Annotated in this window: 20 protein-coding genes and 2 tRNA genes; 11 read left to right on the top strand and 11 right to left on the bottom strand. The window is 43.2% G+C overall.

Annotation, left to right across the window (positions count from 1 at the left end):
* The coding region (locus DW640_RS12195) for an iron hydrogenase small subunit (RefSeq protein WP_199610361.1) at positions 1–215 on the top strand (215 nt) is incomplete at its 5' end.
* A gap of 18 nt (positions 216–233) precedes the next feature.
* Positions 234–710, top strand: a complete 477-nt coding sequence (gene nuoE, locus DW640_RS12190) for an NADH-quinone oxidoreductase subunit NuoE (RefSeq protein ID WP_048692703.1) — start codon at positions 234–236, stop codon at positions 708–710.
* Between the two features lie 50 nt (positions 711–760).
* Here nuoE and DW640_RS12185 read toward each other — a convergent pair whose 3' ends face one another.
* Entirely contained in the window at positions 761–1,768 is a 1,008-nt protein-coding gene (locus tag DW640_RS12185) for a beta-ketoacyl-ACP synthase III (protein WP_048692699.1), read from the bottom strand.
* 174 nt (positions 1,769–1,942) lie between these two features.
* Positions 1,943–2,030 (bottom strand) — tRNA-Ser (locus DW640_RS12180).
* Between the two features lie 281 nt (positions 2,031–2,311).
* Between DW640_RS12180 and DW640_RS12175 the strand changes: the two genes are divergently transcribed.
* The 6 genes from DW640_RS12175 (at position 2,312) to mobV (ending at position 9,091) form a co-directional block, all read left to right on the top strand.
* Positions 2,312–3,604, top strand: a complete 1,293-nt coding sequence (locus DW640_RS12175) for a site-specific integrase (RefSeq protein WP_005809718.1) — start codon at positions 2,312–2,314, stop codon at positions 3,602–3,604.
* A 13-nt stretch (positions 3,605–3,617) separates the two neighbouring features.
* Positions 3,618–4,652, top strand: a complete 1,035-nt coding sequence (locus tag DW640_RS12170; RefSeq protein ID WP_005809721.1) for a hypothetical protein — start codon at positions 3,618–3,620, stop codon at positions 4,650–4,652.
* 223 nt (positions 4,653–4,875) lie between these two features.
* Positions 4,876–5,184 carry a DUF3853 family protein gene (locus DW640_RS12165; RefSeq protein WP_005809723.1) on the top strand — a complete coding sequence of 103 codons (309 nt, stop codon included), beginning with the start codon at positions 4,876–4,878 and terminating at the stop codon, positions 5,182–5,184.
* 12 nt (positions 5,185–5,196) lie between these two features.
* Positions 5,197–6,270 (top strand): AAA family ATPase, encoded by a 1,074-nt coding sequence (locus tag DW640_RS12160; RefSeq protein WP_005809724.1) that lies wholly within the window; start codon positions 5,197–5,199, stop codon positions 6,268–6,270.
* Positions 6,271–6,598: 328 nt separating this feature from the next.
* Positions 6,599–7,567, top strand: coding sequence for a toprim domain-containing protein (locus DW640_RS12155; RefSeq protein ID WP_045899480.1), 969 nt, complete (start codon positions 6,599–6,601; stop codon positions 7,565–7,567).
* Between the two features lie 183 nt (positions 7,568–7,750).
* Positions 7,751–9,091 carry a MobV family relaxase gene (gene mobV / locus DW640_RS12150; protein WP_005809727.1) on the top strand — a complete coding sequence of 447 codons (1,341 nt, stop codon included), beginning with the start codon at positions 7,751–7,753 and terminating at the stop codon, positions 9,089–9,091.
* A 132-nt stretch (positions 9,092–9,223) separates the two neighbouring features.
* Here mobV and DW640_RS12145 read toward each other — a convergent pair whose 3' ends face one another.
* The 5 genes from DW640_RS12145 to DW640_RS12120 all read right to left on the bottom strand — a co-directional run bounded on the left by DW640_RS12145 (position 9,224) and on the right by DW640_RS12120 (position 14,105).
* A complete protein-coding gene (locus DW640_RS12145) occupies positions 9,224–9,757 on the bottom strand; it encodes a porin family protein (protein ID WP_005809729.1) in 534 nt (177 codons plus the stop codon).
* A gap of 41 nt (positions 9,758–9,798) precedes the next feature.
* Entirely contained in the window at positions 9,799–11,346 is a 1,548-nt protein-coding gene (locus DW640_RS12140) for a thiol-activated cytolysin family protein (RefSeq protein ID WP_005818873.1), read from the bottom strand.
* Positions 11,347–11,361: 15 nt separating this feature from the next.
* Entirely contained in the window at positions 11,362–12,468 is a 1,107-nt protein-coding gene (locus DW640_RS12135) for a thiol-activated cytolysin family protein (protein WP_117578259.1), read from the bottom strand.
* Between the two features lie 32 nt (positions 12,469–12,500).
* Positions 12,501–13,340, bottom strand: coding sequence for a hypothetical protein (locus DW640_RS12130; RefSeq protein WP_005809737.1), 840 nt, complete (start codon positions 13,338–13,340; stop codon positions 12,501–12,503).
* 680 nt (positions 13,341–14,020) lie between these two features.
* Positions 14,021–14,105: transfer RNA gene (locus tag DW640_RS12120), tRNA-Ser, on the bottom strand.
* 132 nt (positions 14,106–14,237) lie between these two features.
* Between DW640_RS12120 and DW640_RS12115 the strand changes: the two genes are divergently transcribed.
* The 3 genes from DW640_RS12115 (at position 14,238) to DW640_RS12105 (ending at position 19,106) form a co-directional block, all read left to right on the top strand.
* Positions 14,238–16,739, top strand: a complete 2,502-nt coding sequence (locus DW640_RS12115; protein WP_117578292.1) for an endonuclease MutS2 — start codon at positions 14,238–14,240, stop codon at positions 16,737–16,739.
* Positions 16,740–16,827: 88 nt separating this feature from the next.
* On the top strand, positions 16,828–17,880 hold the full coding sequence (corA, locus tag DW640_RS12110; protein ID WP_008760394.1) for a magnesium/cobalt transporter CorA: 1,053 nt from the start codon (positions 16,828–16,830) through the stop codon (positions 17,878–17,880).
* Between the two features lie 17 nt (positions 17,881–17,897).
* Positions 17,898–19,106: an L-serine ammonia-lyase gene (locus tag DW640_RS12105; protein WP_008760393.1), complete on the top strand. Its 1,209-nt coding sequence runs from the start codon at positions 17,898–17,900 to the stop codon at positions 19,104–19,106.
* 52 nt (positions 19,107–19,158) lie between these two features.
* Here DW640_RS12105 and DW640_RS12100 read toward each other — a convergent pair whose 3' ends face one another.
* The 4 genes from DW640_RS12100 to DW640_RS12085 form a co-directional block, all read right to left on the bottom strand.
* Positions 19,159–19,659, bottom strand: a complete 501-nt coding sequence (locus DW640_RS12100) for a PepSY-like domain-containing protein (RefSeq protein ID WP_008760392.1) — start codon at positions 19,657–19,659, stop codon at positions 19,159–19,161.
* A gap of 45 nt (positions 19,660–19,704) precedes the next feature.
* Positions 19,705–20,148: a PepSY-like domain-containing protein gene (locus DW640_RS12095; RefSeq protein ID WP_008760391.1), complete on the bottom strand. Its 444-nt coding sequence runs from the start codon at positions 20,146–20,148 to the stop codon at positions 19,705–19,707.
* 223 nt (positions 20,149–20,371) lie between these two features.
* A complete protein-coding gene (locus tag DW640_RS12090; protein WP_055300818.1) occupies positions 20,372–21,550 on the bottom strand; it encodes a heparin lyase I family protein in 1,179 nt (392 codons plus the stop codon).
* A gap of 135 nt (positions 21,551–21,685) precedes the next feature.
* Positions 21,686–22,237, bottom strand: a complete 552-nt coding sequence (locus tag DW640_RS12085) for a DUF4738 domain-containing protein (RefSeq protein WP_117578257.1) — start codon at positions 22,235–22,237, stop codon at positions 21,686–21,688.
* Position 22,238 lies beyond the last annotated feature (1 nt).

Raw genomic sequence — 22,238 nt, 5'->3', positions numbered from 1 at the left:
TCGGAGGTGGCGGGCAACCCTTGCATCACGGCAACTCGGACGTTCTCTACGCCCGTGCCAACGCCCTTTACCGGGAAGATGCCAACAAACCTCTGCGCAAATCTCACGACAACCCCTATATTCAGAAACTGTATGAAGAATATCTCGGCAAACCGCTGGGTGAGAAATCGGAAATGCTCTTGCACACGCATTATTTCAACAAATCGATTGATTAACTTTAAACAAGTACTATTATGTCAGATATCAAGCTAGCCTGCGATGTGGTGGAACAAGTCAAGACGATTTGCGACAAACACGGGAACAATACGGGCGAATTAATCAATATTTTGCATGAAGCGCAACATCTGCACGGCTATCTGCCCGAAGAGATGCAACGGATCATAGCCTCCAAACTCAGAATCCCCGTGTCGAAAGTCTACGGAGTTGTGACATTCTACACCTTCTTTACAATGACTCCCAAAGGAAAGCATCCGATTTCCGTCTGCATGGGCACGGCGTGCTACGTACGTGGTTCGGAGAAGTTGCTGGAAGAGTTCAAGCGGGTACTCGGCATCGAAGTCGGAGAAACCACCCCCGACGGAAAGTATTCGCTGGATTGCCTGCGCTGCGTAGGCGCCTGCGGACTGGCTCCGGTAGTGATGATCGGCGAAAAGGTGTACGGACGACTGCAACCGGTGGATGTAAAGAAGATTATCGAGGAACTGGAATAAGTCTCTCCTACCCTTCAAAAGAGGATGTGACGTATCGGGTACCCGATATGTCACGCATCCTCTTTGGGGTCATATCCCCACTTCACATAAACCGCTCCCCAGGCAAATCCTGCACCGAATGCGGTAAATATCAGATTATCGCCTTTCTTCAGTTTCTTCTCAAAATCCCAGATGCAAAGCGGAAGCGTGCCGGCACTGGTATTGCCATAACGTTCGATGTTGACCATCACTTTCTCGGACGGTACTTCCAACCGTTGCGCCACAGCGGTAATGATACGCTGGTTAGCCTGGTGGGGAATCACCCAATCAATATCCTCCTTAGTCAAGTGGTTTCTGGCGATAATAGCTTCACAGGAATCCGACATATTCGCTACGGCATACTTGAACACCGTGCGGCCTTCCTGATAAATATAATGCAGATGATGATCCAATGAATAATAGGAAGGAGGACATACGGAACCTCCCGCTTTTATATGCAGAAAAGGCAGCCCTTTACCATCCGTTCTCAACACCGAATCCATGATGCCGACCTCTTCCGTAGTCGGTTCCAGCATAAAAGCGGCCGCACCGTCGCCAAAGATAGGGCAAGTGGCACGGTCCGTATAATCGATTACGGATGACATCTTATCAGCACCTACAATAATAATCTTTTTATATTTCCCCGAACGGATAAAATTCGCTCCCGTTTCCATCGCATACAGGAAACCGCTGCAAACCGCCTGCATATCGAAAGCGAAAGCATTCTTCAGCCCCAGCCTTTCGCACAAGATAGATGCCGTTGAAGGAAAACGGTAATCCGAAGTAGTAGTGGCGACAATGACCAGATCGATATCATCGGGACGACTCTTTGTGCGTTGCATCAACTGCTTGGCGGCCTTACGGGCCATATACGAAGTTCCAAGCCCCTCTTCATTCAAGATATGTCGTTCTTTTATGCCGATACGCCCCATGATCCATTCGTCGGTGGTATCCACCATTTTAGAAATTTCATCATTAGTCAGCACATAATCGGGCACATATCCCCCGACCCCAGTAATTACCGCATTTATTTTATCCATCAAGTCTATTTTCAGAATTACAAAAATGTGATATCTCAAAAAAAATATCGGGCGCAAATATACAGAAAAGAGAATGATATACAAGAGAAGAGTACTAGAAATACCAGACACTTTGACCTATGAAAAGAACTTTTGGCTAAAGAACGAGAAGTTTTGACTAAATTTCAGATTCAGCGGAGAGAGCGGGATTCGAACCCGCGATACACTTTTGGCGTATACACGCTTTCCAGGCGTGCCTCTTCAACCACTCGAGCATCTCTCCTTTCAAAAAACTCAATAAACACTAAGAAAACGCTCCCGTTTTCGTTTCACAACATCGGAGGCGTCGCCCTCCATAAAAACAAAAAAGCAGCCCAAAAGCTGCTTTTCAGCGGAGAGACAGGTTCTATCACCTATCATTTCAAACAATATCACAAACTCGTAATATCTTGTTAATTACCAAGTTATTACAAAGTAAACAGAAAATAAAATATCTCTTAATATCTTTGCATATCTCACTTCTTGGGTGTATTTTTGGGTGTCAATTTTCAAACACACCCAATTATGAATATCAAAAGAAACATCATTTTCGCACTGGAAAGCCGGAAGAAAAACGGTGTGCCAATCACAGAGAATGTGCCTATCCGTATGCGTGTGATATTCGCAAGCCAGCGTATAGAGTTTACAACGGGCTACCGCATTGACGCTACCAAATGGGATACGGACAAACAAAGGGTAAAGAACGGATGCACAAACAAACTGAAGCTAAGCGCATCCGAAATCAATGCAGACCTGCTAAGACAGTACACGGAGATACAGAACATCTTCAAAGAGTTTGAAGTACAGAACGTACTACCCACACCTGCACAGATAAAGGACAGCTTCAATGCAAGGATGAAGGATGAACCAGTCACAGAGCAGGAAACAGCCGAAGGACCTAAAATCAGCTTTTGGGAGGCGTTCGAGGAGTTTGTAAGGGAATGCGGGAAACAGAACGACTGGACAGACGCAACCTACGAAAAATTCGCTGCGGTAAAGAACCACCTGAAAGAGTTCAGGGATGAACTTTCCTTTGATACGTTCACCGAGAACGGTCTGAATGACTATGTGGACTTCCTGCGTAACAAGAAAGATATGCGCAACAGCACCATAGGCAAGCAGATAGCCTTCCTGAAATGGTTCCTGCGGTGGAGTTTCAAGAAAGGGCACAATCAGAACATGGCTTATGACAGCTTCAAGCCCAAGCTGAAAAACACACCCAAAAAAGTGATATTCCTCACATGGGAGGAACTGAACAGACTGAAAGACTACAAGATACCCCAAACCAAGCAGTATCTCGAACGGGTAAGGGACGTTTTTCTGTTCTGCTGTTTCAGCGGGCTGCGCTATTCGGACGTGTACAACCTCAAACGGAGCGACATCAAGCCCGACCATATAGAAGTGACAACCGTAAAGACAGCGGACAGCCTTATCATAGAGTTAAACAACCACAGCAAGGCGATACTGGAAAAATACAAAAGCGTACACTTTGAAGATCACAAGGCACTTCCGGTCATCAGCAACCAAAAGATGAACGATTATTTGAAAGAACTGGGGGAACTTGCGGAAATCAACGACCCGGTAAGGGAAACTTACTACAAGGGAAATGAACGTATAGACACCGTCACACCCAAATACGCCCTGCTGGGAACCCATGCTGGAAGACGGACATTCATCTGCAACGCTTTGGCATTGGGTATTCCCGCACAAGTAGTGATGAAGTGGACGGGACACAGCGACTACAAGGCGATGAAACCATACATAGACGTTGCCGATGACATCAAGGCCAATGCGATGAACAAATTCAACCAACTGTAAACACAACAATAGCATGGAAGAAAGAATAACCTCAATGATACCCCGCTACGGGAAACTCAACAAGACATATACGGAAATAACATCCGGTGACGGCCTCTCTTTTGAGAAGCAGAAGTTTATTCATGACTTTTACAAAGAGTATGAAGACACACAGACCTTTGAAAAGGCACTTATCAGCCTCATGCTTGAAACGGAGGGTACGCACTTTTCCATATTGCTGAACAGTCTGAAACGGGAGATTGAAAACAATATCTCAATGTATAATACCTGCAAGGAGTTTTTCGACCGTCTCGATATTGAACATATCTGCCGGCAGCATGAAAGATGTCATGACCGGGACATCGAAAGACAAATGCAAATCACAAACGAATATTACCGGGAACTTATGGAAGCTAACGGCTCTTTGGAGGCAGTCGGTTTCAGGGAACACGACCGTCAGGAAGAGGAGCTTTTGGAAAAGAGGTACGAACGGTGCAAGCAGGAATACGACAGGGAGAAAGCCAAACTGGATGAACTATACGCAAAGAAGAAACAGGCAAGGCAGGAAGCCCTGCAATACCTGAAAAACCACTGCGGAGACATATACAGGCTGGACGGATCGCTGCTGGCAATTCTTGATAAATACATGACCGGCCAAAAGAAAAAAGGAGAGGAAGAAAAAGAAAGTTCCGCATCCGACACCATATCCCAAAAAAGCCCGGTCTATTTCCCCATGAAACTCCTGTCGGCCATTCACGAGACATGCAACGGAGAGCAGTTCGAGGAGATCAATGAACTGGACTTCTACGCCAACATGAACTTGCAACCGTGCGCGAGCAGATTAAAGGTGAGAAAGGATGAAAAGGCACGTGTATGCTACCTGATATTTCTCATGGGAGAAACACTTTCCAAACCCGACAGAGAAAAATGGAAGGAGGAAATCATGAAACTGCTGGAGATAGATATAAAATATTACAAGTCCAAATACAAGGCACCCGTACCCCGGACCGATTTACCCAGTGACAGCAATCAGATATTTGCGAAGGAAATGCAGTCAATATTCCGATAGTCAGCGATACGCCACGACATTCCACGAAACAACCACTTTTACCACCCGAAATATTTTTCACCACTCTTTATTATCTTCTGATATTTAGTGAGATAGCGTGATACTCCATTCACGCTATCCACATCCTTACCACCCGTATCCGGGATTAACTTTGCACTGTTCGAACGAAACAAAAAAAGCCCGTGCGCAGGGCTTACAGTACAAACGTTAAATTCATTCCAACATGGAAATCAGAGAACTTTTATCAAAGCCCGTATGGCAGATGACGGGAGAAGAATTCATATTACTGAACCGACACGCCTTACAGGAAAGGGAAGCGAGAGCAGCACAGCCCGCAGCCGATACGGAAAAGAAATACGTGTACGGGATAGGCGGCATAGCACGCCTGTTCGGGTGCAGTATGCCCACAGCAAACCGCATCAAAAAAAGCGGGAAGATAGACAGAGCCATTACGCAGATAGGACGCAAAATCATCGTAGATGCGGACATGGCACTCGAACTGGCAGGACACAAAAGCGGGGGACGCAGATAAGGAGGTACGGACATGGAGTACAGAGAAAGAAAAGAAGTCACGCCCGAAGCGGCGGTGATACTGTGGCAAGCCTCACGGCTCGACCTTTCGGAAGACTACGAGAGGGCACCCGAAATACTGAAAGTACACGGTTCCGTCATAGGCACGCTGGGGAACTTCAGCGCATCAATCGGAAAAGCAAAGAGCAAGAAAACCTTCAATGTTTCCGCAATCGTGGCGGCTGCACTGAAAAACGGGACAGTGCTAAGCTACACGGCGGAACTGCCCGAAAACAGGAGGAAAATACTCTATGTGGATACCGAACAAAGTTCCTACCACTGTGCGAAAGTGGCAAAAAGAATATTGCGCATGGCGGGACTGCCGACAGGCAGGAACCATAAAGACCTTGAATTCCTTGTCCTAAGGAAGTACACGCCCGAGGAACGAATAGCAATCGTGAGGGAGGCTATTTACCGCACCGAAAATGTAGGGCTGGTAGTCATTGACGGAATACGGGATATGGTGTACGACATCAACAGTCCCAGCGAGTCCACGAAGGTAATCTCCCTGCTGATGACATGGACGGGGGAAAGACACATACACATACACACCATACTGCATCAGAACAAGGGGGACGAGAACGCAAGGGGACACATCGGAACGGAGCTTAGCAACAAGGCCGAAACAGTGCTGCAAGTGGAGAAGGACGAAAAGGACCCCGACATCAGTACGGTCAAGGCAGCACATATCAGGGCGATGAACTTCGAACCGTTCGCATTCCGCATCAACGAGGAGGCATTGCCCGAACTGCAGGACGAATACCTGTTCAAACACAAGGATCCGGGAAAAGGGAAAAGGGAGAAGTTCGACCCCTACAAGGACATCACAGAGAAGCAGCACCGCATCGCACTGGAAGCGGCATTCACACTCAAAGATGAATACGGCTACAAGGAGCTTGCGGAAGAATTGAGGAAAACCTACGCCTCTGTCGGTGTCATGCTTGGGGGAAACAGGCTGACAGACCTCATTACAGTACTGAAAAACAAACGGATGATAGTACAGGAGAACGGCAGGAAATACACCTTCAAAACCGATTTTCACTATTAGCGGTATTGTATGGGAACCACTTTACTTTAGTCCCGTACCATATATATACGGAAGTAAAGTAAAGTGGATATAGCCCGTAATATACAAAAAGATACGGGCGAAAAGAAAAAATAATATTCACACTTGACAAGAACAACGGTATGACAGTACGAAAAAAGGGTATGGTCTCATACCCGGCCTCCACCATGACGGCACAGACCGGAAACCGCTTTACTTTAGTCTGGGGGCATATATATAGCAAAGTAAAGTAAAGCGGATGCAGCCCGTTACACATGAAAGGGTACGGGCGAAAACCCCAAAAACAATATCTACTTAAAACAGAAATATGATGAACATGAATGAAGCGAAGCAGATACGCATAGAGGAATATCTGCACAGTCTTGGATACAGTCCGGTAAGGCAACAGGGTGGTAGTCTATGGTACAACTCACCGTTCAGGGACGAACAGGAACCCTCCTTCAAGGTGAACACCGAACGCAACCTATGGTATGATTTTGGCGCAGGCAAAGGTGGTAATATCATCGCACTGGCACAGGAGCTATACGCATCCGACAGTCTGCCCTACCTCTTGGAAAGGATAAAGGAGCAGGCACAAAACGTGCGCCCGGCCTCTTTCTCTTTTGGCAAGCAACCCTTGTCAAAGCCGAGTTTCCGGCAGTTGGAGGTAGTACCGCTCTCCTCTCCCGCCCTGTATGCCTACCTGCGGCAAAGGGGAATAAATACGGAATTGGCAAAAAGAGAATGCAGGGAGGTCCGCTATCTGACCGGGGAAACCCCATACTATGCTATAGGCTTCCCCAACCGTTCGGGAGGATACGAGATACGCAACAAGCATTTCAAGGGATGCATAGCACCGAAGGACATCACCCATATACGGCAATCGGAGCCGAAGGAGGCATGCTACATCTTCGAGGGATTCATGGACTACCTCTCTTTCCTCACCCTGCGGCTGGAAAGGTGTCCCGACCGTCCCGAACTTGACGGGCAGGACTACATCGTACTGAACTCGACTTCCAACCTCTCCAAGGCAATCCGACCATTGGGCGGTTACGGGTGCATCCACTGTTTCCTCGACAACGACAAAGCGGGAATGGAAGCTGTTCAGGAACTGCGGGAGGAATACGGGCTGCGCGTCCGGGACGCGTCGCACATATACGGAGGCTACAACGACCTGAACGACTGCCTGCGGAGTAAGCAAAACGGACAAGCCGAACATCAGCAGCAGAGACCGGAGCCGGAGAAAGGACAACGGCAGGCAGAGCAACTGAAAAAGAAAAACAAAGGTATCAGGATGTAACCGTAGAGCCACCGGAAGGCTTTGAAAAAAGCCATAGCTCATTAGGGCTTTTTCTTAACGCAATGCACACATTGCTAAAAAAGCCCCAACGAGCCATAGGGGCGCCGCCCCTTTGGAAACCCCGTCTGCCATGCGGCATAAAAGCAAGGCAGGGGAAGTATTAACCTGAAATTATTGACAGTTATGGGATATGCAGTTTTGCATCTGGAAAAGGCAAAAGGGACGGACAGCAGGATGTCCGCACACATAGAGCGCACCGTTCACCCGAAGAATGCGGACAGAACGCGCACACACCTGAACCGGGAGCTCGTACAGTTTCCCGAAGGGGTGAGGAACCGCACGCAGGCGATAGCCCACCGGATAGAAACGGCAGGCATCAGACGCAAGGTGAGCGCCAATCAGGTGAAGGCAATCCGGATACTCCTTACCGGAAGTAACAAGGACATGAAGCAAATGGAAGCGGAAGGACGGATTGAAGACTGGTGTAACGACAGTCTGAAATGGATCCGGGAAACATACGGGGAGCAGAACCTCGTATCGGCAGTACTGCACATGGACGAGAAGACACCACACATACACGCCACAGTCATACCGATAGTGACCGGAGAGCGAAGGAAAGCCGGACAGGAAGAACAGAACGGGAAAAAAAAGTACAGAAAGAAGAACCCGCAGGACGTGAGACTCTGCGCAGATGATGTAATGGCAAGGCACAGGCTAAAACACTATCAGGACACTTATGCCCAAGCCATGAACAAGTACGGCTTGCAGAGAGGCGTGGACGGCTCATTGGCAAAGCATATTTCCACCATGCAATACTACAAGCAGCTGGTGGAGCAGCAGGACAGCCTGCAAGAGAACATAGAAAACCTGCTGGGGCTGGAAGAGGAAGCAATGAAAAAACTGAAGCAGGTAAAGGGGGAAATCAACGTGCAGAAAATGAAGGGGGCGGCGGTGAACGCCACCACAGCCATAGCGGACGGGGTGAGCTCACTTTTCGGAGGCAGCAAGGTTAAGAGGCTGGAAGAGGAGAATGAAAATTTGAAACGGAACATTGTGAATCTGCAAAAGCAGGTGCAAGCCGAACAGAGGGAGCAGACAAAAATGGAAAACCGTCACAGCAGCGAGATAAACAGAGTTGACTGGAGCTACCGGCAGAAAATCGCAGAATACGACAATCGGCTGGAACTGATAGACACCTACTTTCCTATTGTAAAGGAACTGATGCCCATAGCAGAACAATGCCGGGAAGTGGGCTTCACCGAAGAACTGACAAGACGAATTGTCAGCCTGCAACCCGTGGAGTTCAAGGGAAGGCTCTATTCAAAGGAGTACAAGGAGAAGTTCAGGACGGAGCACTCAACGGCAACAGTGGAGAGGAACCCGCAGGAGAAAGGAAAATTCAGGCTGTGCATTGACGGAATACCCATACTCGATTGGTTCAGGAAGAAATTTCAGGAAATTAAAGAAAAGTTAAGGCTAAACACACCTGTTGAAAACAAGCAACGAAAAGGATTGAAAATATAATCACTTAATAACGAGAGGCTATAAATTATTAGTGCCAGTAAAAGAATATACTCTTTACTGGCACCTGTTAAACGCAAATTGACACCCTAAATCTAACAAATATAAAAAAATCTATTCTTCACTTGGACAATATCAGAAAACATAACCAACTCCCAATACCAACCTGGAAAAATCTTTATGTGTCACATAATACTGTAAATATACATTTATATGGTTTATAAATCTAATACCAACTTGTGGAGCCACCGCAAAGTGCAACTTATAACCTTCATTGAAAACTCCCACATCTATATTATCAATTGAAACACCAGTTCCCAAACCAACATAGGAATCAACAGATTCATTCCGTAAGAAATGATAATTAGCTGCCGGCATAAGAGATAAAGATCTTCCATTAAAAGTATTATTCAGTACAATTGTGTAACTTTCATAACCTAATTTTAGATTTACACTTAACGGATTGGTGGAAAACCTATATATTCCATTTAAATAAAACCCAACATGATTTTCTTTATATCCATTCTTTTGTAGCCCAATTGGATAATTGGCTCCTAATTCAAATTCGAATCTCCTTCCTTGTGCTAATACCAGCCCAATATTGCATATAAATAACCAAAGAAGTAACATACATACTTTTTTCATAACCAATTTATCTTTTAATACCATATCTCTTATTTATTTGTTCGACAAGGAGTGCTAACTTCAAATTATCGCCACTTCTTTGGCTCATTTATAGCAGGGAGAATTTTGTAAAAACCACCTTCACTAAGACTATATCTGAAAGTGTTTTGTTCATATCGAGTTCTTCTTGGGTTATTATGCGTCCAAACAAATTCTGTGAGCAACAAATCATGTTTTAATTGTAATTCAGTCCCACGGCTATTATTACTCTTAACAAATTCTTCTACTGTTGTATCATCCTTTTCTGTTCTTGGTATTCGAGCCTTCAAATAATGTCTGCTATGTTCTACAATATTAAAAGAAATGTATCTTGGAGCAACTGTCGGAATCTTAGCCGTTCTATCAGCATAAAAGGCAAGATGTACATCGCCAATTATCTTTTCTCTTTGTAAAGATCTACCCACATAGGAGTCATTTTTTAGATTCCGATATTCAATTCTTGCATATACAGGATCGCTATCAATATCAATTTTAAATTTAACTTTATAAGGTGAATGATCCGACAAATACGCAAAGCTGCAAAATATAGGTTTACCAGGTGTCTCTGCAGAAAAATGCCCTCCTTCACTTATAAATTTGATAAAATCGTCAAATCCGGTAAGGGTCTTTACACCACTGTCACCATTTCCTCCCCCTACATATACTTTCATTCTGGCCTCATCAAAAAAGCCCTTTTCTTCAACTGTCAGAAATTCTTTTTTGTTATATAAAAAGCCATTAACGGCCTTCTTTACAATGGACTCCGCATTCTCGTATATTTCATCGGTTTCAAGAGTTAATATGCCGACCCTTCCATAAGCTATGGAGCTCACATAGACAGGAGAGTATTGGGCATTGATACTACCTTCAATAAAACTCTTCTCAGGAATATCCATATCAATCGTAAAATATTTCTGAATAAACCTTATATATAAGCCACTACTTTTACTAATTCGTTCCTTATGTTCTTGTTGGGAAGATGACGACCCCCAAAATAAAAAGCTCGTATTGGCATTTGATCCAAAAGTCATTTTCAGCTCATCATAAGATGTAAAACGGTGTATATCAAAGTGTACGGAAGCTGATTGTTGCCCTATACCTTTCTGATGCATCAAATCCATTACCAACTGCCTACATGAAGACAAAGATGGCTTTTCAAGTACACCTGTAACTTTTTGGGCAGGAAAGGACACAGAGACATTTATAGGCTTATAGTGGACACTGATTGTTTTATAATCCTGATTGGCAACGCTTGCCCCATCCAAGATAGAGCCAGGATAAATATATCGATTCAGATTATCCAAAACTATCGACTCATCTGCCTGTGCATGAATTGTTTTACCAAACCCATTATCCCATAATGTCTCAGAAATGATTTCTGAAGCTCTTGTATGGATATGTGAAGGAGAAGATAAAACCTTATCTCCCATATCAGGAATATAGTTATGCACATTTATATTCACCACTTGTTCGGGATACTTAGGTAGATTTTGAAAAGAACAGCAATCAGATTGCTGTTCTTTTTTGTCAAATTCTTGTTCACATGAAATTAATCCTATAGCAAATAAAAACAGAGTATATCTTAAGATTCTCATGGTTCTAAGTTATTGTCAATTTTCTAAATGGATTTTAAATTTGGAGTAGAAGGGAGAGTTATCAGATAAATAACTCGCAGTATAAAAAATTGCATCTCCCGGCAGGTCTTTAGAAAATCGACCTCCTTGAATTATAAAATCTTGAAACTCATTCCACCCCTTCGCAGTTTTAACAGTGCCTTCTCCTTCTCCATTATACACCATGACGTTCACCTCTGCTTCTTTAAGAATCTTTTCTTGTTCAAGATTAAAAGATAATTTCCCATTTACAACTTTAGCTTGTAAGGCAGCTTGTAAGGCAATTCTTACTTTATCATAACTTTCAGAAGATTCTATCGAAATTAAGGCCATTCTTCCATAAGTAATGGAACTGATATAAATAGGATCATACTTACCGACAGATCCCATATCATCATGATTTAAAAGAATATTTCCATCAGCAGGAAGGTCCATGTCAACAGTGTAATTACGTTGTACTATTTTCGCAAACAATCCGGTTTTCTTTCTTATTTTTCCCTTATCAAGACTGACATCAATATTAAGGAGCCCGCCTATGTTGACATTTGCTCCAAAAGCAAGTTTTAACTCTTCAAAATAGGAAAATTGCCTCATATTATAAGTAAAAGACCCCAACTGTTTACCTGTCATGCCTTCTTTATTCATTATATTCTGCAAAGATTGCCTTTGTGCTGAAAGGCTCGGTTTTGCGATAATATCAGTAACCCAACGAGCTGGAAAAGAATATGATATTGTAATTGGATCCATAGGTTTTACAATAGGAACAAAGCGCTGCTTTTCAATAGATCCACCTTGAAGAATTGAACCTAAATAAATATACCTCATTAACCCTTGAGTTGGTATATGTTCATTTGTTTCATAAATTAATGTATGTCCATTTCCACTACTCCATACACTATCTTTCAATAATTCAGAAGAACGAGTAACGGAGGTTTTATTAAATGAAGCAAAGCTTTCTGGATTATCCATTGAAATATTTATCACTTCTTGAGGGTATCTCTCAAGAAGAACATGATTAGAGCCACCCATTTCTTCAACTGCATCATCGGAACATGAAATTAAAAACATAATTGGCAAAATCAACAAATATACATACTGTTTCATAATTAATATAATTAAGGTTAATACTGAATATGTTAAAAATCAAAAGTACCATGTTTATAAGAGGATCGAGAAGGTTTATAATAATCCTCACCCGGGGTCTGGGGTTGTATGAAATCCTGTCTGAATATTTCCGTAGGATTATCTGTAATCAAATTTGCATCATGGGTATATATGTTAAAATAACACTCTGGATCTGTTTTTTGGTTATATGGTCCTTCTCCCACAAAAGTGAATTTGTAAAAACCTATTTTTTCTCCGTCTTTTCTGACCGTAAGAAACCAGACATTACCAGTACTTATCGTTTTAAATCTCAATCCATTTAATGATGAATAAGTTTCCTCTATAAACTGATCATTCAAATATGTTTGTTTTTTACAAATAAAGGGCAATTCAAATTTCCCACCTTCAGCTGGTAGAACAAAAGGATTCTGTTCCGAATGGATTTTATACACAAATGTCAACTTCCCTTTATCTATAATTAGGGGAATTTTTTCTACTTTTATACCATTAATAGTAGAGTAAGAAATCTGTAGATCAACATTCAAAATTTTATCTTCCTTATTAATATTTGAGGTTATATTTAATACAACTTGATCACCCTTTATTTTTGTCTCTATATCAGAAAAAAGAGTTTTATCAAATTCTATCGAAACATCCTTGGGAATAATCGGAACCTCTGAATCTAAAATATCATCTATCAATGTTTTTTGAATAATTGTAAAAGTAATAGTACGTTTCTCCCCCAAACAACTAAATGGTTTAGATACGTTCTCACTTGGCAGCAACTGATATTTAAAAATTTTATTATTTTCTTCTTTTTCACAGGAAAATAATGCTAAGGAAACGAACAGAAGAATGAATATTTTTTTCATATTAATACAATTTAGTTTTTTGCAAATTAAAGGATTTTTCCTGTACAATAAAATACCAATTAATTGGTATTTTATTACAAATAACCATTCAATTTCATTATTATGCCCAAAGCATGAAAATAAAAGTATAACATACAAGAGCTGTAAACAAATCCACGATCAACACAATAAAATAAATCGTTTTTGCATCTTTGCGATATGCATTTATGCAAAATCATACAAATTTCTTTATCAGTAAAATACCCATTAATTAGTATTTCATTGACAAAATGAAATGTACTTTAAAAGCCCAAAGTTATATTCAATTCATAACCTAAATGCCTATCCAATATAAAAATAATGCGTTTAGCACCAAGATACAAACAGAATAACACAAAATCAAGCTCTAAAGGAATGTATTACTATTATAAAAGACAGAATTATTCGGGAGATTCCCTACTCTAAAAAAGTTAAAGAAAGAAAATGATTCAAATAAATATTAGTATAACAATATCACCAACAACACAATATCCCCTTTTCAAATTATACAATAAATAATAGTTAAGCAACCAAAGACAGTGCAAAGCCAAATAAGTAATAAAAGAACAAAGTATTAAATAAAGCAAAAACACCCAATTTTACTTTTTAGGGTGTAAAATTGGGTGTTTTTCTTGTAAATCACTGATTTTCAGCATTTATTGCGGAGAGACAGGGATTCGAACCCCGGGTACCTCGCAGTACAACGGTTTTCAAGACCGCCGCAATCGACCACTCTGCCACCTCTCCAAAACTCCTTTATCAGAAGTGCTTTCCGTTGAAAGCGGTGCAAAGGTACGAATCATTTTTAAATCTGCAAACAATCTGACATTTTTTTCGCGAAATAATCGTATTTTTGCAGCCTATAATAAGTATAAAGACATGATATATCCTCAAAATTTTGAGCAAAAGATAGGATTCGACCAAATAAGGCAGTTACTGAAAGACAAGTGTCTCAGCACTTTAGGCGAAGAACGGGTTTCAGACATGAGCTTTACCGAGCAATTTGAAGAAGTGGAAGAGAAACTGAACCAGGTAACTGAATTTGTGCGTATCATTCAGGAAGAAGACGGATTTCCCGATCAATTCTTCTTCGATGTCCGCCCATCACTGAAACGGGTACGGATAGAGGGCATGTATTTGGACGAACAAGAACTATTTGACCTACGCCGTTCATTAGAGACTATTCGTGATATCGTACGTTTTCTACACCGGAATGAAGAAGAGGAGGAAAACGATGTACCCTACCCCAGCCTGAAACGGTTGGCGGGAGATATAGCCGTATTCCCTCAACTGATTGGTAAAATAGACGGTATCCTTAATAAATATGGAAAAATAAAAGACAATGCATCCAGCGAATTGGCCCGTATCCGTCGGGAGCTGTCCAGCACAATGGGAAGTATCTCACGTTCACTAAACAGTATCCTGCGCAATGCACAATCTGAAGGCTATGTAGACAAAGACGTAGCTCCGACTATGCGTGACGGCCGTCTCGTTATTCCTGTCGCACCGGGATTAAAACGAAAGATCAAAGGTATCGTGCACGATGAATCGGCAAGTGGAAAGACCGTATTCATCGAACCGGCAGAGGTCGTAGAAGCCAACAACCGTATTCGCGAACTTGAAGGGGATGAACGACGGGAAATCATTCGTATCCTTACAGAGTTTTCCAATATCCTGCGTCCATCTATTCCAGACATCCTTCAATCGTATGAATTTCTGGCAGAGATCGACTTTATCCGTGCGAAAAGTTATTTTGCCATACAGACCAACAGCCTGAAACCGACAGTAGAAAAGGAACAACTATTGGATTGGACAATGGCAGTGCATCCCTTACTGCAACTCTCATTAGCCAAACATGGGAAAAAGGTTGTTCCACTGGATATAGAACTAAACCAAAAGCAGCGTATCCTTATCATTTCCGGTCCCAATGCCGGAGGAAAGTCTGTCTGTCTGAAAACAGTCGGTTTGCTACAATATATGTTGCAATGCGGTATGCTGATTCCTTTGCACGAACGCAGTCATGCAGGTATGTTCAGCAGTATCTTCATCGATATCGGTGACGAACAGTCCATCGAAGATGACTTGAGTACTTATTCTTCGCACCTGACCAATATGAAAATCATGATGAAAAGCTGCAATGAACGCAGCCTCATCCTGATCGACGAGTTCGGGGGAGGTACGGAACCACAGATCGGAGGAGCCATCGCCGAAGCTGTGCTGAAACGTTTCAATCAGAAAGGAACGTTCGGAGTAATAACGACTCACTATCAGAATCTGAAGCATTTTGCCGAAGATCATGAAGGAGTAGTCAACGGTGCCATGCTTTACGACCGCCATTTGATGCAGGCACTCTTTCAACTACAAATCGGAAATCCGGGCAGTTCATTTGCCGTAGAGATTGCCCGGAAAATCGGATTGCCGGAAGATGTGATTGCAGATGCTTCGGAAATTGTAGGAAGCGAATACATCAATGCCGATAAATATCTTCAGGACATTGTACGCGACAAGCGCTACTGGGAAGGGAAACGACAAACGATCCGCCAACGGGAAAAACACATGGAAGACACCATCGCCCGTTATCAAACGGAAATGGAAGAGTTGCAAAAATCACGGAAGGAGATTATCAGACAAGCTAAAGAAGAAGCTGAACGAATGTTGCAGGAATCGAACGCCCGCATCGAAAATACCATCCGTACGATTAAAGAAGCTCAGGCCGAAAAAGAAAAGACTCACCTAGTACGCCAGGAGCTGAACGATTTCCGTACTTCCCTGGAAACAATGACTTCCAAAGAACAGGAAGAAAAGATTGCCCGCAAAATGGAGAAGCTGAAAGAGAAACAGGAACGGAAGAAAAACAAGAAAAACGAACCGAAAAACGCCGCATCACAGACAGCCGCTACCCCTAAAGTAATACCTATCACTGTTGGCGAGAACGTAAAGATCAAGGGACAGACAAGCGTCGGACAGGTCATGGAAATCAATGGTAAAAATGCAACCGTCGCTTTCGGAAGCATTAAAACCACGGTGAAACTGGATCGTCTGGAGCGAAGCAACGCAGCCCCCAAGACGGAAGGAATAGCCAAAAGTACGTTTGTCAGCAGTCAGACACATGACCAGATGTACGAGAAGAAGCTTAATTTCAAGCAAGATATTGATGTACGGGGGATGCGTGGTGACGAGGCTCTGCAGGCTATCACTTATTTCGTAGACGATGCCATCCTTGTCGGCATGGACCGTGTACGTATTCTTCACGGAACAGGAACCGGAATACTCCGTACACTCATCCGCCAATACCTGTCCACCGTACCGGGCGTCAGTCATTATGCAGACGAGCATGTCCAGTTCGGAGGTGCCGGAATTACGGTAGTCGATTTTGACTAATCTGAAAACAAAACGATCGAAGAACTTGTTCTCATTTAGAAAACCACTACCTTTGTGTTACAGTGATTTTCTAAAACGAGAATAAAGCATGAAGAATAATCTGTTAAGCGAAAAGCTTATTTACACAGGGGACAGCCTTACCCCCACCCATTTACATCTCTGCACATACAATGCAACCGAGATGCAGGAAAGTTCCGGTGACACCTTCCAAAGCGTCAAAGAAACATTGGATAACGAACGAATCAACTGGCTGCAGGTACACGGGCTGAAAGATACGGAAACCATCCGTGAGATTTGCAGTCATTTTGAAATAGACTTCCTCGTTTTACAAGACATATTAAATGCCGACCACCCGACGAAAATAGAAGAGCATGACAAATATATTGTCCTGATCCTGAAAATATTCTATCCCAATGAGCATAAAGAGGATGATGACCTCGACGGATTGCTCCAACAACAAGTCTGCATCATTCTGGGAAATAACTATGTACTTACCTTTCTTGAAAAAGAAACAGATTTCTTTGATGAAATCAACGCCGCATTGAGAAACGATATACTGAAAATCCGTAGCCGTCTGACGGATTATCTGCTCAGTGTATTGCTGAACAGCATCATGGCGAACTACATTTCAACGATATCTTCCATCGACGATGCACTTGAAGACCTGGAAGAAGAACTGCTGATGATTACCAATGAGAATGACATCGGCATTCAGATTCAGGGGCTGCGCCGCCAATATATGCTGATGAAAAAGGCCATCCTCCCGCTTAAAGAGCAATATGTAAAATTGTTGCGGGCAGAAAATCTCCTTATACATAAAGTAAACCGTGCCTTCTACAATGATGTGAACGACCATTTACAATTTGTATTACAAACGATTGAAATCTGCCGTGAAACACTGTCTTCATTAGTCGACCTGTATATCTCGAACAATGATTTACGAATGAACGATATCATGAAGCGGCTGACCATCGTATCCACCATTTTCATCCCGCTAACGTTTCTTGTCGGTGTGTGGGGAATGAATTACAAATGGATGCCCGAACTGGACTGGCGGTACGGATATTTATTTGCCTGGATTATAATGGCGGTTATCGGTATTATTGTATATTTGTACTTCAGAAAAAAGAAATGGTATTAACTAAAGCGCACCCATCCATGAAATCAATAAAAGAATTATACAGAATCGGCACAGGTCCTTCCAGCAGTCATACAATGGGCCCTCGTAAAGCTGCAGAAATGTTTGTTGAACGTCATCCGGATGCCGCATCTTTCAAAGTAACCCTTTATGGAAGTTTGGCAGCTACAGGCAAAGGGCACATGACGGATGTGGCTATCATAGATACTTTACAACCTGCCGCTCCGGTAGAAATCGTATGGCAACCCAAAGTTTTCCTCCCCTTCCATCCGAACGGAATGACATTTGCCGCTCTGGATGCAAACAACAAGATATTGGAAAACTGGACGGTTTACAGTATCGGTGGCGGAGCTTTGGCAGAGAATAATGACAACCCGACAATCGAAAGCCCGGAAGTATACGGCATGAACAACATGACCGAAATCCTGCAATGGTGTGAACGTACCGGAAAAAGTTATTGGGAGTATGTCAAGGAATGTGAGAACGAGGATATATGGGACTATCTGGCAGAAGTATGGGACACAATGAAAGACGCTATCCACCGAGGTCTGGAAGCGGAAGGTGTATTGCCCGGACCGCTGAACTTACGTAGAAAAGCTTCCACCTATTATATACGTGCTACCGGATACAAACAATCTCTGCAATCCAGAGGACTCGTTTTCTCTTACGCACTGGCAGTCAGCGAAGAAAACGCTTCCGGTGGAAAGATCGTGACTGCCCCTACCTGTGGTTCCTGCGGAGTGATGCCGGCAGTACTTTATCATTTACAAAAAAGCCGTGACTTCAGTGACATGCGGATTCTTCGCGCCTTGGCTACAGCTGGGCTAATTGGAAACATTGTCAAGTTCAATGCGTCCATCTCCGGTGCGGAAGTAGGATGTCAGGGAGAAGTCGGCGTTGCCTGCGCGATGGCATCAGCAGCAGCCAATCAATTATTCGGAGGAAGTCCGGCACAGATTGAATATGCTGCGGAAATGGGGCTGGAACACCACCTGGGGATGACTTGCGACCCCGTATGCGGTCTCGTTCAAATCCCTTGTATCGAGCGGAATGCTTATGCTGCCGCCCGTGCACTGGATGCCAATCTTTATTCAGCCTTTACAGACGGTATGCACCGTGTTTCTTTCGACAAAGTGGTACAGGTAATGAAACAAACCGGACATGACCTGCCCTCACTGTATAAGGAAACCAGCGAAGGAGGACTGGCCAAAGATTATCAACAAATGTAATATAATGACTACAGAGGAGTGTCTGTCCACATTCCTCTGTACATAACTAATTCTACTCCATAACCGGCCAATTCGTATCATCGCCATTGGTGATATCCCTTTCATGCAGCAAGCCTCCTTCCTGCGAAAAGTACAGTGCAAATCTCAGATTTCCCTGTTTCACCTGAATCACGGACTCAGTAGGATGCTGCGGATACGTCAATACAAACACATCGGTCACTACCCATGAACTGTAGTTGGAATTACGGAAACCGGTATAAACGGCAGGTACTAACTGATCGATACTATCCAGTTCGTTTTCCGTCATCACCCAGTTGGCATTCGCGTCGAACCAGACATCCAGTTCGTCACCAGTCACCCAGCAGTCAGCTACATAATAATCTCCTTTCATCTCCCACTCCACATTCTGGGCATTCGGATATAGTTGCTTCAATGCCTCTGTGATATTGGCAGGCGGATTATACGTTTCATCATCATTATCATCACATGCGCTGAAAGAAAAGGCAGTCAGCATTAAAACGACTGCCCATGCGCCAAACTTAAACTTCAACATAATTAATTCTTAGGATTTAGGTTATATCATATTTTCATTTAATCATCAATCATCCGCTTTCAGGAATTTTCCTTTCTTGTCGAACTTGAAAGAAACGCCGGTACTTAATTCCACTTCATATCCTTTCCGGTCACGCTCCACTTTTGTCACAGGCTCTGTGAAGTTATGCTCTTTCAGATAACTGACAGCAAACGAAGGAACAACACTTGCCGGAACTGCATGCCCTTTACTAGCACTTACTTCCTCCCAGTTACCTTTGCTATCAAAATCTATTTCCGTACCGTCCGTCAATAACACTTCATACTTGGCAGACTCCAACAGATCTTTATCAATCTTGATATGAGCTACCTGAGGTTTGGTAAAATGACGGTTGATAAAGTTGCGTGCCGGAAGCGGTAGCTGATTCATATCCTTTGTAATCACATCGCCGGCAAATGAGAACTGTATAGCTACAATAGCCATCACAAGCAAAGATAAAATTTTCTTCATAATCGTTATTCTTTTTAGTTAATACTATATCTGATAAGTTTTATACTGCAAATAACGATACAGATTTAGGAAAGATTTGGGAATAACCAGAGATCACATTCTTTTTTGTGTTCTTTAACTTTCAGTCTTGAATTTACCCCATAAAAAAGATCCGGATGCCCACTCAGGAACATCCGGATCGCTCTCTCTTCACCTTAACTTTTAACCTTAACTATTTACCTATTTATCTTTCCGAATATCCTGCGAGATTGTAGCAAACGGGAACGGTACTATCACCTACGCGGTAAATTCCGAACTTAAAGTAATACCCGTCTTCGTCGTTACGTCCAATCAGAATCTTCTCATTATCGACAATGTGTTTGCTCACTTTCTTACCTTGCTCCTGATAATCCATCCGTACATCCAGCATCCCCGGTTTCACAATCGTTTCCGCTTCCTTGCCATAGACCGTCCAGTCGATATGGACACGGAAAGTAATCCAGCAGTCTTTCGGGAAATCGGCAAAAGGTAATTTGTAGGCAATGGTGGATGCCTTGTATTCAGAAGTCAGCGGTTTCATAACGGGCGTCTTTCCCGGGTTTGCATTGCAACGGTCATCTTTGTCTGTCAGCCATTTACGGTCGGAGTTTGCTTTGATATAAAACAGTCCTCCGGAAAATCCGAATGCCAATGGCGGGTATCCTCCCTGTTCAACCAACCATCCGTTGGGTTTTCCTGCCTTATATACAGGTTTTCCATTTTTATCTTTCACCGGATTGCCTTGTTTATCCAGTCTGGCCACTTTTTCGTGTCCGACATTCTTTTTGAAGAAGGTCGTTTTTTCCAGTTCTACAAATTCGTCAACAGTCAGTTTCTTCACCTCGCCCTGAGGAGTCTGGACCAGCGTCCGGTCGGGCATTCCGTGCCATTGGGCAAAGATGGTGGAGACATTGCTGTCTAAAGAAGAAGGAATATAAACCGAAAACTCATAGTCACGGGAACTTCCTTGCGGACAAGCTCCCTTCCCGTGATGATAAACTGTCTTTGTGATCTGTGCTTTCTGATAAACGTCGGCAGGTAATCCCCTGAAATCGTCGGAAGTTGCATAGCAATATGAAAACTCGGCACGTCCTTTCGTTTCTCCTTTCGCATAACCTTCCAGTGTATTGTCTTCGGTTTTGAGTTCAAAGCGATAGGAGGGCTTGCCATCAAACAGGTTGGTGAAATCACGCTGAATGGCATGAGGCTTATTCGTCCCGACAGCTACCCAGCAACCGTCAATAATCTGGTTGATACGTGCAGAGTCAGCCTGTACGTTTACCCGTTCGGTGAGTGGCATCAGTGTTTGCGTATTTTTAGTCTGAGCAGTCAGCATCGTGCATCCTGCCGCCATCATATAAATAACCAAAATGTATTTTTTCATTCTATCCGGTATTAAGTTTATCGACGGTGCAAAAATACGAAAGGCAACCCTTACGGCTGCCTTTCGTTTGTCTCAAATGCTTTCACATTTGTGCAATTCTTCTGTCAGAAACGTCTTATATCCCCATTCACAAGTCTATTCAGGTGTTTCTTCCGTATAATCGTCTTCCAACATATCTACTTTCTTTATGCTCATTTTTCCATCGGCCGTTACAGTGATGGAAAGCGGAACATACAAATCGGTCTGCGGATAGCACACACTGGCGGCGTAGACAATTCCCTCCGGTGTGGTCTTGTCATATACGATTCCTTCAAGTATGGATTTTGAAAGGAATTTCGCGTCGACTACCGATGAAAAGTCGTTCTTCGTAAATGTCTTGTTGAGTACGTTTTCACTTCCCCGGGTGATGCGCAACACTATTTTATTGTCTACATACGTATCCCCCATCTCATTGGAGACGTGAGGCAGACTTTCGTCAGGAGTACGCGAAACCAGCGAATGATAGTCTCTTCCCTTAAACTTAATATCAGTTTCAGCTTTTGAACTTTGCATACGCTGCAACCCGTGAGCATCTACACTGTCTTGCCTTGCCAATACCGATTCTTTATTTGAACTTCCGTTCTTACCGTCACAGGCTGCCACTGCCAGAGCCAATGGTAACAAAAGCAGATAAATTAGCTTTTTCATT

The sequence above is a fragment of the Bacteroides sp. AM23-12 genome, from assembly GCF_003434395.1.
Classification (GTDB): domain Bacteria; phylum Bacteroidota; class Bacteroidia; order Bacteroidales; family Bacteroidaceae; genus Bacteroides; species Bacteroides thetaiotaomicron.
The sequence above is the reverse complement of the archived record's forward strand: the minus strand, read 5'-3'. Positions and strand labels throughout refer to the sequence as shown.

What these genes read in the sequence shown, in the direction of transcription:
- DW640_RS12130 (WP_005809737.1), bottom strand. Translation starts at nt 13,340, where the DNA reads ATGAAAAAAATATTCATTCTTCTGTTCGTTTCCTTAGCATTATTTTCC.
- DW640_RS12105 (WP_008760393.1), top strand. Translation starts at nt 17,898, where the DNA reads ATGAAATCAATAAAAGAATTATACAGAATCGGCACAGGTCCTTCCAGC.
- DW640_RS12185 (WP_048692699.1), bottom strand. Translation starts at nt 1,768, where the DNA reads ATGGATAAAATAAATGCGGTAATTACTGGGGTCGGGGGATATGTGCCC.
- corA (WP_008760394.1), top strand. Translation starts at nt 16,828, where the DNA reads ATGAAGAATAATCTGTTAAGCGAAAAGCTTATTTACACAGGGGACAGC.
- DW640_RS12115 (WP_117578292.1), top strand. Translation starts at nt 14,238, where the DNA reads ATGATATATCCTCAAAATTTTGAGCAAAAGATAGGATTCGACCAAATA.
- DW640_RS12090 (WP_055300818.1), bottom strand. Translation starts at nt 21,550, where the DNA reads ATGAAAAAATACATTTTGGTTATTTATATGATGGCGGCAGGATGCACG.
- DW640_RS12145 (WP_005809729.1), bottom strand. Translation starts at nt 9,757, where the DNA reads ATGGTATTAAAAGATAAATTGGTTATGAAAAAAGTATGTATGTTACTT.
- DW640_RS12175 (WP_005809718.1), top strand. Translation starts at nt 2,312, where the DNA reads ATGAATATCAAAAGAAACATCATTTTCGCACTGGAAAGCCGGAAGAAA.
- DW640_RS12155 (WP_045899480.1), top strand. Translation starts at nt 6,599, where the DNA reads ATGAACATGAATGAAGCGAAGCAGATACGCATAGAGGAATATCTGCAC.
- DW640_RS12100 (WP_008760392.1), bottom strand. Translation starts at nt 19,659, where the DNA reads ATGTTGAAGTTTAAGTTTGGCGCATGGGCAGTCGTTTTAATGCTGACT.
- DW640_RS12160 (WP_005809724.1), top strand. Translation starts at nt 5,197, where the DNA reads ATGGAGTACAGAGAAAGAAAAGAAGTCACGCCCGAAGCGGCGGTGATA.
- DW640_RS12095 (WP_008760391.1), bottom strand. Translation starts at nt 20,148, where the DNA reads ATGAAGAAAATTTTATCTTTGCTTGTGATGGCTATTGTAGCTATACAG.
- DW640_RS12170 (WP_005809721.1), top strand. Translation starts at nt 3,618, where the DNA reads ATGGAAGAAAGAATAACCTCAATGATACCCCGCTACGGGAAACTCAAC.
- DW640_RS12165 (WP_005809723.1), top strand. Translation starts at nt 4,876, where the DNA reads ATGGAAATCAGAGAACTTTTATCAAAGCCCGTATGGCAGATGACGGGA.
- DW640_RS12085 (WP_117578257.1), bottom strand. Translation starts at nt 22,237, where the DNA reads ATGAAAAAGCTAATTTATCTGCTTTTGTTACCATTGGCTCTGGCAGTG.
- DW640_RS12135 (WP_117578259.1), bottom strand. Translation starts at nt 12,468, where the DNA reads ATGAAACAGTATGTATATTTGTTGATTTTGCCAATTATGTTTTTAATT.
- mobV (WP_005809727.1), top strand. Translation starts at nt 7,751, where the DNA reads ATGGGATATGCAGTTTTGCATCTGGAAAAGGCAAAAGGGACGGACAGC.
- DW640_RS12140 (WP_005818873.1), bottom strand. Translation starts at nt 11,346, where the DNA reads ATGAGAATCTTAAGATATACTCTGTTTTTATTTGCTATAGGATTAATT.
- nuoE (WP_048692703.1), top strand. Translation starts at nt 234, where the DNA reads ATGTCAGATATCAAGCTAGCCTGCGATGTGGTGGAACAAGTCAAGACG.